Source organism: Thiothrix caldifontis, from assembly GCF_900107695.1.
Lineage (GTDB): Bacteria > Pseudomonadota > Gammaproteobacteria > Thiotrichales > Thiotrichaceae > Thiothrix > Thiothrix caldifontis.
Genome location: NZ_FNQP01000044.1, coordinates 1 through 11,709 on the forward strand (window position 1 = coordinate 1; position 11,709 = coordinate 11,709).

15 protein-coding genes are annotated in these 11,709 nt (G+C 53.4%); 6 read left to right on the forward strand and 9 right to left on the reverse strand.

The window, feature by feature from the left end; translation table 11 throughout:
• Together BLV87_RS18460 and BLV87_RS18465 are read left to right on the forward strand one after the other, a co-directional pair.
• The coding region (locus BLV87_RS18460; RefSeq protein ID WP_139282231.1) for an efflux RND transporter permease subunit at positions 1–1,380 on the forward strand (1,380 nt) is incomplete at its 5' end.
• Positions 1,367–1,804 carry a hypothetical protein gene (locus tag BLV87_RS18465; RefSeq protein WP_093071085.1) on the forward strand — a complete coding sequence of 146 codons (438 nt, stop codon included), beginning with the start codon at positions 1,367–1,369 and terminating at the stop codon, positions 1,802–1,804. The genes BLV87_RS18460 and BLV87_RS18465, both read left to right, overlap by 14 nt.
• 81 nt (positions 1,805–1,885) lie before the next feature.
• Here BLV87_RS18465 and chrA read toward each other — a convergent pair whose 3' ends face one another.
• The 8 genes from chrA to BLV87_RS18505 form a co-directional block, all read right to left on the reverse strand.
• Positions 1,886–3,232 carry a chromate efflux transporter gene (gene chrA / locus BLV87_RS18470; RefSeq protein WP_093071087.1) on the reverse strand — a complete coding sequence of 449 codons (1,347 nt, stop codon included), beginning with the start codon at positions 3,230–3,232 and terminating at the stop codon, positions 1,886–1,888.
• Positions 3,229–4,167 (reverse strand): chromate resistance protein ChrB domain-containing protein, encoded by a 939-nt coding sequence (locus tag BLV87_RS18475; protein WP_093071088.1) that lies wholly within the window; start codon positions 4,165–4,167, stop codon positions 3,229–3,231. Before BLV87_RS18475 ends, chrA begins: the two co-directional genes overlap by 4 nt.
• 118 nt (positions 4,168–4,285) lie before the next feature.
• Positions 4,286–4,768 carry an ArsI/CadI family heavy metal resistance metalloenzyme gene (locus tag BLV87_RS18480; RefSeq protein WP_093071090.1) on the reverse strand — a complete coding sequence of 161 codons (483 nt, stop codon included), beginning with the start codon at positions 4,766–4,768 and terminating at the stop codon, positions 4,286–4,288.
• An 11-nt stretch (positions 4,769–4,779) separates the two neighbouring features.
• Positions 4,780–5,067, reverse strand: a complete 288-nt coding sequence (locus BLV87_RS18485; RefSeq protein ID WP_093071092.1) for a thioredoxin family protein — start codon at positions 5,065–5,067, stop codon at positions 4,780–4,782.
• Positions 5,068–5,090: 23 nt separating this feature from the next.
• Complete coding sequence (locus BLV87_RS18490; RefSeq protein ID WP_093071094.1) at positions 5,091–6,140, reverse strand: permease; 1,050 nt, start codon at positions 6,138–6,140, stop codon at positions 5,091–5,093.
• A 329-nt stretch (positions 6,141–6,469) separates the two neighbouring features.
• Positions 6,470–6,760, reverse strand: coding sequence for a hypothetical protein (locus BLV87_RS18495; RefSeq protein ID WP_093071096.1), 291 nt, complete (start codon positions 6,758–6,760; stop codon positions 6,470–6,472).
• 2 nt (positions 6,761–6,762) lie between these two features.
• The gene (gene arsB, locus BLV87_RS18500; RefSeq protein ID WP_093071097.1) at positions 6,763–7,836 is read right to left on the reverse strand and encodes an ACR3 family arsenite efflux transporter; all 1,074 of its coding nucleotides are present in this window, start codon (positions 7,834–7,836) and stop codon (positions 6,763–6,765) included.
• Between the two features lie 2 nt (positions 7,837–7,838).
• Positions 7,839–8,345 (reverse strand): arsenate reductase ArsC, encoded by a 507-nt coding sequence (locus tag BLV87_RS18505; protein WP_425441589.1) that lies wholly within the window; start codon positions 8,343–8,345, stop codon positions 7,839–7,841.
• Positions 8,346–8,603: 258 nt separating this feature from the next.
• Between BLV87_RS18505 and BLV87_RS18510 the strand changes: the two genes are divergently transcribed.
• A complete protein-coding gene (locus BLV87_RS18510; protein ID WP_093071100.1) occupies positions 8,604–9,599 on the forward strand; it encodes an ArsJ-associated glyceraldehyde-3-phosphate dehydrogenase in 996 nt (331 codons plus the stop codon).
• Positions 9,599–10,810 carry an organoarsenical effux MFS transporter ArsJ gene (arsJ, locus tag BLV87_RS18515; protein WP_093071102.1) on the forward strand — a complete coding sequence of 404 codons (1,212 nt, stop codon included), beginning with the start codon at positions 9,599–9,601 and terminating at the stop codon, positions 10,808–10,810. The genes BLV87_RS18510 and arsJ overlap by 1 nt, the downstream gene beginning before the upstream one ends.
• A gap of 17 nt (positions 10,811–10,827) precedes the next feature.
• On the opposite strand, the gene BLV87_RS18520 is transcribed toward arsJ, so the two are convergent.
• Complete coding sequence (locus BLV87_RS18520) at positions 10,828–11,079, reverse strand: hypothetical protein (protein WP_093071104.1); 252 nt, start codon at positions 11,077–11,079, stop codon at positions 10,828–10,830.
• A gap of 144 nt (positions 11,080–11,223) precedes the next feature.
• On the opposite strand from BLV87_RS18520, the gene BLV87_RS20015 reads away from it, so the two are divergent.
• Complete coding sequence (locus BLV87_RS20015) at positions 11,224–11,355, forward strand: hypothetical protein (protein ID WP_281241363.1); 132 nt, start codon at positions 11,224–11,226, stop codon at positions 11,353–11,355.
• Positions 11,356–11,524: 169 nt separating this feature from the next.
• Entirely contained in the window at positions 11,525–11,683 is a 159-nt protein-coding gene (locus BLV87_RS19620) for a hypothetical protein (RefSeq protein WP_175517813.1), read from the forward strand.
• The last annotated feature ends 26 nt before the right edge of the window (positions 11,684–11,709 follow it).

The window sequence follows — 11,709 nt, forward strand, 5'->3', positions numbered from 1 at the left end:
GAATCCAACCGCATTGGCACATTGGCAGAAAACCTGTTGTTGCAAGTGCCGGAGGTGAAACAGGTCGGGCGGCGCACCGGACGCGCTGAACTGGACGAACACGCCGAAGGGGTGCATTCCAGCGAAATTGACGTGGATTTAGCACCTTCAGAACGTGGGCGTGACGCGGTATTGGCGGACATCCGCAGCCGATTGGCGGTGATCCCGGCTTCCATCAATATCGGGCAACCGATTTCACACCGCCTTGACCATTTGCTCTCTGGAGTCAGGGCGCAAATTGCCTTGAAAGTGTTTGGTGATGACACTGACACCTTACGCAGCTTGGCAACGGCACTGCAAACCCGCTTGGCAGCGATTCCCGGCGTGGTCGATTTGCAGCTCGAAAAACAGGTGCGCATCCCGCAATTGCAGATACGGGTCGATTACAACAAGGTGCAGCAATACGGCGTTACCCCTGCCAGCATCAACCAAGCCCTCGAAACCCTTGCCAATGGCGCAAGCGTTGCGCAAGTGCTGGACAACAACCGTCGCGCCGATGTGGTGATCCGCCTGCAAGACGCTGACCGTACTGCCCACGGCTTGCGCAATCTGCTGGTGGAAACGCACTCTGGTTACATTCCCTTGCAGCAGATTGCCAGCATCGAAGACAGCAGCGGCCCCAACCAGATCGTGCGCGAAAACAGCCGCCGCCGCATTGTGCTGTCTGCCAATGCCGCTGATGGCGCGGACATGGCAGGCGTGGTGCAAGCCATCCGTGCCGAACTGGCTGCTTTCCCGCTGCCCGAAGGCTATTTCACCCGCCTCGAAGGGCAGTTCCAGGCGCAAGAGGAAGCGACCCAACTCATTGCCATGCTGGCGCTGGTGTCCCTGACGCTGATTTTTCTGGTGCTGTACAGTCGTTACCAATCCAGCGTGTTGGCGCTCATCATCATGGGAAATATCCCGCTGGCATTGGTTGGTGGGGTGGTGGCGCTGTGGCTGGCGGGGCAAACGCTGTCGGTGGCAAGTCTGGTCGGCTTCATCACACTGGCGGGGATTTCGACCCGTAACGGCATCCTAAAAATCAGCCATTACCAGCATCTGGTACAGCATGAAGGCGAAACCTTCGGCATTCCCATGATCGTGCGCGGCAGCCTGGAACGCCTGACACCCGTGTTGATGACCGCGTTGGTGGCAGCGTTTGCGTTGCTGCCCCTGATCTTAGCCAGCGGCGAACCGGGCAAGGAAATTTTGCATCCGGTGGCATTAGTCATTTTCGGCGGGTTGGTCAGTTCCACCCTGCTGGATACCCTGCTTACTCCGGTACTGTTTTACCGCTGGGGCGAGCAACCGTTGAACCAATTGTTATCCCAACAAGGAGCTAATCATGAAACTGTTTAAAACCACCCTACTGGCGGCATCACTGCTATTTGCGGGCTATGCCGTGGCGCATACCGATGAATTCCTCGACAGCCAAAAATCCCCGCACGATGGGCAAATCCGCATGACGGATATGTACCACCTTGAACTGGTGGTCAAGGACAAGGAACTTACGGTTTACGTGATGAACCACGCCAATGAAGCCCAGCCCAGCGCGGGAATGACCGCCACTGCTACGGTGCTTTCCGGTGAAACCAAAACCGAGGTGAAGCTCGAACCAGCGGAGGAAAACCTGCTGAAAGGCACGGGCGATTTCAAAACCAGTGAGGACATGAAAGTGGTGCTTTCGGTCACGCCTGCGCCGATGACGGTACGCTACACGCCGCGCCAGAAAGCAGAAGCTCCGGCAACGGCAACAACAGCAAAAGATGAAACCAAGCAATGAGCGTTGGGTGGGTGAAGCATCAGCAACACCCGCCCCTCACTTTCAAGCCGAGTTATTCTGGTTTACTAGTACGTTCCATACTCACATTGCTCCCATAGCCAGCGTATAACTCAAACCCAATACGGCGCACACGCCGATGACCTTCATCACATCCACCTTGTATTTCCACAGTGCAATAAATGCGCCGATTGCCACCACCACGGCGAACCATTCAAACGGTGCGGCAAATGGGGTTGTTCCGGTGGCTTGCGGGAAGAAAGTGTGCCACGCGAAAAACACCGCCAGATTCATAATCACACCCACCACTGCTGCGGTTACGCCGGTCAACGGTGCGGTAAATTTGAGGTCATTACGTGAGCTTTCCACCACTGGCCCCACCGCAAGAATGAACAGGAATGACGGCAAAAAGGTAAAAAAAGTGGCTACCGCAGCCCCCGCAAAACCCGCTGCAATCGGGTTGGCTAGCACTGTTTTTGCCACACCGCCCAGATAACCCACCCAAGTAACGACCATGATTAACGGTCCCGGGGTGGTTTCACCCAATGCCAAACCATCCATCATTTGCGCACCCGTCAGCCAGCCATACTGCTCCACCCCGCCTTGGTAGACGTAGGGTAATACCGCATACGCCCCGCCAATGGTCAGAAATGCGGCTTTGGTGAAGAAGTTGCCCATCTCGCTCAGGGCTTGATTGCCACTCAGCGCGAACATAGCGACCGCCCAAATGCCGATAAAAGCGGTGACGGTAATGCCGAGTTTTGCCCACGAAAATTTGGCGTGTGCTGGCGTGGGCGTATGATCATCAATCACCGCTGCGCCGTATTGCTTATCCGATGCGCCATGCCCACCGCCGCCTTTGAATTTGTCTGGCATGACTTTGCCACCAATGACACCTAACAGGGCTGCTGCCAACACAATCCACGGGAAACCGATCCCAAACACAAAAATAGCGATAAAAGCCGCTGCTGCAATACCCCACAGAACACTGTTTTTCAATGCCTTTGAGCCAATCCGCCACGCCGCAAACAGCACAATCGCCACGACCGCTGGTTTTATGCCATAGAACAAACCTTGCATCAGCGGCACATCGCCCCACGCCAGATACACCCCCGCCAATACCGAGAGCAGCAAAAACGCAGGCATAAAGAACAGTACCCCCGCCATGATTGCGCCCACCACGCCGTGCATCAACCAGCTAATGTAAATCGCCAATTGGATCGCTTCCGGCCCCGGCAAGATCATGCAGAAATTCAGTGCGTGTAAAAAACGGTGTTCCGAAATCCAGCGTTTCTTTTCCACCAAGTCGGTGTGCATCATCGCAATCTGCCCCATCGGGCCACCAAAGCTGATGAAACCGAGTTTTAGCCAATAGAAAAATGCCTCACCCAAGGTTGGGGCTTGTGGTGCAGTTTGTGGTGTATCGCTCAAAGGGAATCCTCCGGTAGGGAAAAAGCGCAGTAAAGATCATCGAGGAGCTGCCCGCCTTCCGCCAGCAGCACATCATCATTCGAGGCGCGGTGTTTCAAACCTTTTAGCAGCACCGCAAATCCGGCGGCTTCCGGCGCATTACCACCCACATCCAGCGTATGCACCAGATGCGCCAAGCGTTGCAGCCCAACATTTTGAGCCAACCCGAAACTGTGCAGCAAGGTTTCAAACGTCACGTAGCGCCCAATGTGGCTAAAACGCGCCCCGTCAAAATCGAAACCGAGCGCGTCGGTGGGGCAAACGGCGGTATCGTCCAACCACAAGAATTGCGCTTGCGAGTCAATGAAACGCTGGATCAGCCATGCCGAAGCGAGGCGGTCTACCCACAAATCGTGGCGGGTTGCCCATGTTTTTCCTTGGAAATCGGCAAGGGTAAGCCGTTCCGGTTCGCCTTGCTGGAAGGCTGGTTCGGTTGTTGTCAGTCGCCCGCGCAATGCTGCTTCTGCTGTGTGTAAGCGTTCGTGTGCGGTGACTTGCAATGGATGCGGGAAATAATCGGTGTCGGTAATGGTGGCGAGCCGTTTGCTGAGGTTTTTCAGTTGTTTGCGGGTAGCCGCAAGATCGGTTGCCAGCGGGTCAAATTGCGCCAAGTCATCCAGCCATGCACTGTAATCTGCGCCACGGTCGAATAAAAGCGTAAAAGCTTCTGTCTGTGGCGAGTCGGTGTGAATAGCCAACACCCACGTTTCACCGCCGGATTTGCGGGTGTCATCCGCCACGGTTTCCAAACGGACGCAGGTAGTATCGTTGTTGGGCAATAACCACACGCCATCACGCAAACTGGCGCACCCCAAGGCTTTGGTGGCACGCCAGATACGCATCCGCGCCGTCGCATTTTCGGTGGGTAGCGAGAGAATGAGGAGCAGCCAATTCATATAAAAGTAGTATTCATTACAAATTTGTAAAAGTTACTACCTTATAACATACGAATTGCTCATGCCACAAGTCAGGCGTTGAATGCCTGATAGCTTGCATGGTGGGTGTCTGGTGTTGTCATCCGTTACAACCACCACCTGCCTGAGTGCCGGGAACACAGCAGGCTTCACTTGTGGTGGCAACGCCCGGCACACAACACCCCCCCGACTGGCTAACGGTGTCAGAGCCAAATGCCTCCACTTCACCCATCGTTTGGTAATGTTCCCAAGCGATACCCGACGGGTCTACTGTCCAATGTTTGGTGCTGGCGGCGTAGCAACAGAGGGTTTCCCCCTGATCTAGCACCGCTTCCCCGGCGGCTGCATCAGCGCGTTGCCGTAGTTCCTGCAATTCGGCTGCATCTTCTGCTTGAAAGCCAAAATGGTTTAAGCCGACCGCATGACCACGCGCTGAAATCGCAAAATTGATGCGTGGGTCATCCAGCATCCACTTGGCGTAATCGGCACGTTCAACCGTTGGCGATTGTCCAAACAGCTTGCTGTAAAAGTCGATACTGTTGGCAAGGTCGTCAACGGCAATATGAGCGTGAAAGCGTTTCATGAGACTCCTCCTTAGCAGCACTTGCCGCCGCTGCAACAGCCACCTGCTGCCGGTGCTGCGGCTGTTGCTCCTGCCAACCAGCCTTCAATCGCCGCTTTGGAAGGAATGCCGCCTGCATGGACGACCTTGCCATCCACGACTACGCCGGGGGTGGACATCACGCCATAGCCCATGATGGAAGGCAGGTCTTCGACTTTTTCCATTTCCACCGCCACGCCTTTTTCTTTGGCCATGTCTTCGATCAGCTTGAAGGTGGTTTTGCAGTTGGCACAACCCGTGCCGAGAACTTTGATTTGCATGAAATACTCCTTGATTCAGTAAGTTACAAAACGAGATTAAAAATATACCCGACCAGCAAGATGCCCGTCGCCACGACACCAATAAAGGTGGCAATCAAACGCGGTTTCAGTACCTTGCGTAAAATGATCATTTCCGGTGCAGACAGCGCAATCACACTCATCATGAATGCCAGCACAGTACCCAATGCCGCACCTTTTGCCAGCAACGCCTGTACGATCGGAATGACTCCGGCAGCATTGGTGTACATCGGCACGCCCAGCAACACCGCCGCAGGCACAGCCCACCACACATCTTTCCCCATGAACGATGCCATGAAATCTTCTGGCACAAAGCCGTGGATCAGCGCACCCAAACCCACACCGATGACGATGTAAGGCCAGACCTTGCCGACAATTTCACGCACATGCTGGAAACCGTGTTGGATGCGTTCCGCCCATGACATCGCGCTTGCACCGACATTGCCAGCGGATTGGGTATTTTGCATCTTGCGTACCCAGTCTTCGAGGTGATCTTCCATGTTCAGCTTGCCGATCAGCATCCCGGCGAAAATCGCAATCAGCAAGCCCATCAGCAGATACAGCGCGGCGACTTGCCAGCCAAACAATCCGAACAGCAAGATCAAGGCAACTTCATTCACCATCGGTGCAGAAATCAGGAACGAGAACGTCACACCCAGCGGCACACCTGCTTGCAGGAAACCGATAAACAGCGGCACGGCGGAACAGGAACAAAACGGGGTGACAATCCCCAAGGTCGCCGCCATCGCATTGCCCACGCCCAAGCGTTTGCCGGAGAGCATGGCGCGGGTTCGTTCCGGTGAGATGAAGGTGTGGATAATGCCCATCACAAACACAATGCCCGTAAGCAGCAACAAGACTTTCGGGGTATCGTAGAAAAAGAACTGCAATGCCCCGCCAAGGTGGCTGTCACGTTCTACGGGAAGTGCTGCCACCAGTGCTTCCGAAGCCGGAATCAACGAGCGGTAGAGCAGAAACCATACCACCACTCCCAGCAGCAGGAACAGCAGCGGTTGTTGCGCGGGAAAGCGTCGTAATTGTTGGATAGCTTGCATCGGTTATCTCCTAAAGCGTCAGCCGTTTTTTATTATATACGGATAGACGAATGTATGCAGAAAAGGATGCAGCCGAAGGGGAATAGAAACCCCTCCCAGCCTCCCCTTATCAGTGGAGGAGCGAAGAGATACCGCCGTTTCTTGTTCCTCCCCTGATAAGGGGAGGTTAGGTGGGGTTTCTTCTGATGAGGTGGAAAACCGAATTCTCAGTTGCCGTGGGTATAGTAATACACGGGTCAACTCGGATTTCTTTCCTTCTGAAAAAGAACAGAGTCTATCAATTATAGACTCTTTTAAAAGAACAGATTCAAGATTTCATGCAGTTCGTGTCAGCAACAGGATTGCCCGGATGCCGTCGGCGTACAGCAAGTGCCGCCCACTGCCACCACCGGGGCGGCAACGGATTGCTCATCAAACGCAGCATCCAGCTTTTGCGCCGCTTCGTCGCGGATATGGCGGGCAATTTCTACCGCTGTTTGGATGTGATCTTCCGAGACACCCAAGGAGCGCAGCCGCTGCACTTGGCACAAACCCATTGCAGGGTGTTTTGCTGCAATGCCTGCCGCCAGTGATACCAGCGCGACGATGGAAGCATGTAAGGGAATTTTTTGATCACTCATGATTATTTTCCTGTTAAACCGGCTTCATACCAGCCGCGTGTACGATTGACGATAGCAACGACGGACAGCATTACCGGCACTTCCACCAATACCCCGACCACAGTTGCCAAAGCAGCGCCAGAATTGAAGCCAAACAACGCAATCGCCGTTGCCACCGCCAGTTCAAAGAAATTACTCGCCCCAATCAGCGCGGAAGGTGCAGCCACACAATGCGCTACCCTAAACTGCCGGTTCAGCCAATACGACAACATCGAATTGAAATACACCTGAATCAAGATCGGGATTGCCAGCAATAAAATAATCAACGGTTGCGCCAACACCTGCTGCCCCTGAAAACCAAACAACAACACCAACGTCACCAACAACGCAGCCAGCGAAACGGGTTGCAACGTTTGCAGGGTAGCTTCCAGTTTGCCCTTCGCCAGCAAGACCTGACGCAACACTTGGCTAAGCGCCACCGGAATCACGATATAAATCAGCACCGACAAAAACAACGTATCCCACGGCACACTGATTGCTGAAATACCCAGCAACAAACCCACCAGCGGCGCAAACGCAAAAATCATAATGGTGTCATTCAACGCCACCTGCGACAGGGTGAAATTAGCATCGCCTTTCGACAGATTGCTCCACACAAACACCATCGCGGTGCAAGGCGCTGCCGCCAACAAAATCAGCCCAGCAATGTAGCTATCCAGTTGATCCGCCGGAAGCCAGTCCGCAAACAGCATACGAATAAACAACCAACCCAGCAATGCCATCGAAAACGGCTTCACCAACCAGTTGATAAACAGCGTCACCCCAATGCCCTTCCAGTGCTGCCCCACCTCACGCATCGAACCAAAGTCGATTTTCAGCAACATCGGGATAATCATTAGCCAAATCAGCGCGGCTATGGGCAGGTTAACCTTTGCCACCTCCAGATTACCAATCGCTTGCAACAAGTCAGGGAATAAGCTACCCAATGCGATACCGACCACAATGCATAACAGCACCCACACGGTCAGGTAGCGTTCAAATAATCCCATCGACGCACCAGCCGCTTGCTTCGCGGTGATTTCACATTGGGTACTCATGCTTAGGCTCCCTGTTCCGGGGCAAGCGTGGTATGACCGATGTCATCCAGTTGCTTTTGCAGGGCGAGCGTGTCCAAGGTGTTCATCGGCAAGCAGGTGAAAATATCAATGCGGTTGTAAAGCTGGCGATAAGCTTCGCGGAAAGCGGCTAAACGGGTGATTTCGTCACCTTCTACTTCCGCTGGATCAGGTACGCCCCAATGTGCGGTCATCGGCTGACCCGGCCATACTGGGCACATTTCCGCCGCCGCTTTGTCGCAAACGGTAAAGACAAAATCCAACTTGGGGGCATCAGGAGTAGCGAATTCTGCCCAATCTTTGCTGCGCAAATCGGCGGTTTCGTAGTTTAAACGCTTGAGCAGATCAATAGTTAGCGGATTCACTTCGCCACGCGGGTGACTTCCGGCACTGTACGCTTTAAATTTACCCAATCCCAAACGGTTAAGGATGACTTCCCCCATTACGCTACGCGCAGAGTTGCCCGTACACAAGAACAGGACGTTGAACATGTGACACCTCATCTCTTGATTAATCGAAGAGCATAATTATATACGCTTAAGTGAATATAGAACGGTACTGGTGTTTGCTTTCACAAAAGATTCATCGTCGGCATTATTACGCTGCTGCTCAAACTGGAAAACTAGTATAGCGAAGCTACCCCGCTTGCGCAGGCAGGAGGAAAAATGAACTTTTTGTGACAGCCATTCAATTATATTCGTAGAAACGTATATAATGCCAGCCCATTGTAACGGACTTTGGAGAAAACTATGGCAACCATCGGTATCAACGGCTTCGGGCGTATGGGACGTTTGGGCATCCGCGCAGCGTGGGGCAACCCAGCATTCACTTTTACACAAGTGAATGAAATTGCAGGCAATGCGGTGACTTCCGCGCACTTACTGAAGTTTGACTCCATTCACGGCATATGGCAGCCGGAATGCAGCGCGGATGATGCCAATATGATGGTTGATGGACAAACCATTGCCTACACCTCCAACAAAGCCATCGAAGACACCGATTGGTCAGGCTGCGACATCGTGCTGGAATGCAGCGGCAAATTCCGCAAAACCGAGCAATTGCAGGCGTATTTCGACCAAGGTGTGAAAAAGGTCATTGTTGCCGCGCCAGTGGACGGTGCGTTGAACATCGTCTACGGTGTAAACGATGACTGGTACAAGCCCGACGAGCATCACTTAATTACCGCTGCCTCCTGTACCACCAACTGTCTTGCCCCAGTGGTCAAGGTCATGCACGAAAAAGTCGGCATCAAGCACGGCTGCATGACCACCTTGCACAACATCACCAATACCCAAACGATCATCGACAAGGGGCATAAGGATTTGCGCCGCGCACGGGCGTGCAGTGAATCCATGATCCCGACCACGACGGGTTCTGCCAAAGCCATCACTAAAATCTTCCCGGAACTGGCTGGCAAGCTCAACGGTCATGCGGTACGGATTCCGTTATTGAACGCGTCCCTGACAGACTTTGTGTTTGAAGCAGCACGTGAAGTAACGGCGGAAGAGCTGAATGGCTATTTCAAGGAAGCGGCTGAAACTTACCTCAAGGGCATTCTCGGTTACGAAGAACGTCCGCTGGTGTCGGTGGATTACAAGCACGACCCGCGTTCATCCATCATTGATGCACCGTCTACAATGGTCATTGACGGCACGCAGGTGAAAATCTATGCGTGGTACGACAATGAATGGGGTTACATGAACCGCATGATGGAACTTACCGCGAAAGTAGTGGCAAGCCTGTAATGAACCTAGGTTTACGCAACTACCTTACCGTTACCTTCGGCTACTGGGCCTTCACCCTCACCGATGGCGCAATCCGTATGCTAGTGGTGCTGTATTTCCACCAGCTTGGTTATTCGCCGTTTCAGGTGGCAATGCTGTTTTTGTTCTACGAATTTTTCGGCATCGTCACCAATCTGGTCGGCGGTTGGCTGGCAGCAAGGCTAGGGCTGAATGTCACCATGCACATGGGAATGCTGATGCAGATTGTGGCGTTGGGGATGCTGGTTCCCACCCACCTGCTTTCCGTACCGTATGTGATGTTCGCGCAGGCACTGTCTGGCATTGCCAAAGACTTGAACAAGATGTCGGCGAAATCGAGTGTGAAAACCCTTGTCCCCAAAGGGGCGGATACGCGGCTGTTCAAGTGGGTGGCGATCCTCACTGGCTCGAAGAATGCGCTGAAAGGGGTGGGATTTTTCCTCGGTGCGGCTTTGTTACAAGGGGTAGGCTTCCAGAATGCGTTGCTGATCCTTGCTGGTGGGCTGTTTACAGTCACATTGGTGACATTGACACTGTTGCCGGAGGAAATTGGCAAGTCGAAAGCCAAACCTAAGTTTTCCCAAGTGTTTTCCAATAATGCGGCGATTAACTGGCTGTCAGCGGCGCGTTTTTTCCTGTTCGGGGCGCGGGATGTGTGGTTTGTGGTCGCCGTGCCGGTGTTCATGTCGGGCGTGCTAGGTTGGAGTTTCATGCAGGTCGGCACGTTCATGGCAGCGTGGGTTATTGGTTACGGGGTAGTGCAGGCGAGTGCGCCGGTATTATTGCGGTTGAAGGAACATGCGCCGGGAGCAACTGCTGCCCAACTCTGGGCGTTGGTGTTGCTGCTGGTTCCAGTCGGTATCGCCTTGGCACTGGCTCAAGGGTGGAATGCGGGAACGGTGCTGATTACCGGTTTGCTGCTATTCGGGGTGGTGTTCGCACTCAATTCTGCACTGCATTCCTACCTGATCCTAGCCTATGCCGACCATGACAAGGTGGCGTTGAAGGTCGGGTTTTACTACATGGCGAATGCAGGCGGACGGCTGGCAGGAACGGTGCTGTCTGGCTGGAGCTATCAGCACTATGGGTTGGAAGGCTGTTTGTGGTTTTCAGCCGGGTTTGTGCTGGCAGCCTTGTTGCTGTCATTGCCGCTGGCAAAGCTAGACACTGCCGGTAACGCTCTCCGCCCCTGATTTCTGGTGAAAATCAATCACGCTGCCGGAATGCGACAATTCCACCACGCAACAGTCCAGCACACGCTCCCGTAGCAACTTGCGCCCACGGCTGGCGCGGCTTCAGCCAGCGCTTGCAGGTTACGCCCTTCAAAATCGGTTGCCAGCAAAGTGTCCCGGTAAATGTCAGGCAACTGTTGCACTAATGGCAACAAACACTGGGATAGTTGCGCCGCAGTGGAAGCAGGTTCTTCTGCTTCCACTGGCAAATCTTCCGGTAATTCCAGCATGGAGCGTTTTGCCCGGCAGAAATCGACCAAGGCATTGCGGACAGATCGCTAAAACGACCTATAACAATCAAAAACGTAGCGTTTCTTTTTCCTAACCTTTTTGACTGGCTACTGTGTGCTGCTGATAACTCACCACTCCCTATAATGTTCTGGCATTACCTGCCAGACAACCATTTCGACAAAGCGGTGGCGATCATCCGTAATACCCGGCTTATTCGTGACCTGATCACCAAACAGGCCGATGGGGCAAATATTTGGGAGATCAAGACAACATGAACCAAGCCACAGGCAGTGTTCATAGAGTGAACACCTCAGATTTGTTACCCTATACGCATCAACTTTAAGCCCTCCATTCCCTAACTTGCTGTAATCTCATCCAATTATTAGGTTTTTTCCTCCGTTTGTTTTGTCGGCAAGCGGTTGAAGAAGCGAAGAGTTTTGCCAGTTGCTTGAGGCATTTTATCAAGCTGCGTCGCTCAGCGATGCAGGCGGCAAGATGGGAAGCCTGTTCCTGAATGGCTTGAACACCTTTGGTGAGGCTGCGCTGGGGTATTTCCCACAATCCGGTGAGCATGATCCAGTGTTGGATGAGGATAATCAGTAATTTGACGTAGATTTCACACAAAATTC

Bases quoted from the DNA above. Each gene is read 5' to 3' on its own strand.
- BLV87_RS18465 (WP_093071085.1), top strand. From the start codon at position 1,367: ATGAAACTGTTTAAAACCACCCTACTGGCGGCATCACTGCTATTTGCG.
- BLV87_RS18475 (WP_093071088.1), bottom strand. From the start codon at position 4,167: ATGAATTGGCTGCTCCTCATTCTCTCGCTACCCACCGAAAATGCGACG.
- BLV87_RS18480 (WP_093071090.1), bottom strand. From the start codon at position 4,768: ATGAAACGCTTTCACGCTCATATTGCCGTTGACGACCTTGCCAACAGT.
- BLV87_RS18485 (WP_093071092.1), bottom strand. From the start codon at position 5,067: ATGCAAATCAAAGTTCTCGGCACGGGTTGTGCCAACTGCAAAACCACC.
- BLV87_RS18490 (WP_093071094.1), bottom strand. From the start codon at position 6,140: ATGCAAGCTATCCAACAATTACGACGCTTTCCCGCGCAACAACCGCTG.
- BLV87_RS18495 (WP_093071096.1), bottom strand. From the start codon at position 6,760: ATGAGTGATCAAAAAATTCCCTTACATGCTTCCATCGTCGCGCTGGTA.
- arsB (WP_093071097.1), bottom strand. From the start codon at position 7,836: ATGAGTACCCAATGTGAAATCACCGCGAAGCAAGCGGCTGGTGCGTCG.
- BLV87_RS18505 (WP_425441589.1), bottom strand. From the start codon at position 8,345: ATGTTCAACGTCCTGTTCTTGTGTACGGGCAACTCTGCGCGTAGCGTA.
- BLV87_RS18510 (WP_093071100.1), top strand. From the start codon at position 8,604: ATGGCAACCATCGGTATCAACGGCTTCGGGCGTATGGGACGTTTGGGC.
- arsJ (WP_093071102.1), top strand. From the start codon at position 9,599: ATGAACCTAGGTTTACGCAACTACCTTACCGTTACCTTCGGCTACTGG.
- BLV87_RS18520 (WP_093071104.1), bottom strand. From the start codon at position 11,079: ATGCTGGAATTACCGGAAGATTTGCCAGTGGAAGCAGAAGAACCTGCT.
- BLV87_RS20015 (WP_281241363.1), top strand. From the start codon at position 11,224: ATGTTCTGGCATTACCTGCCAGACAACCATTTCGACAAAGCGGTGGCG.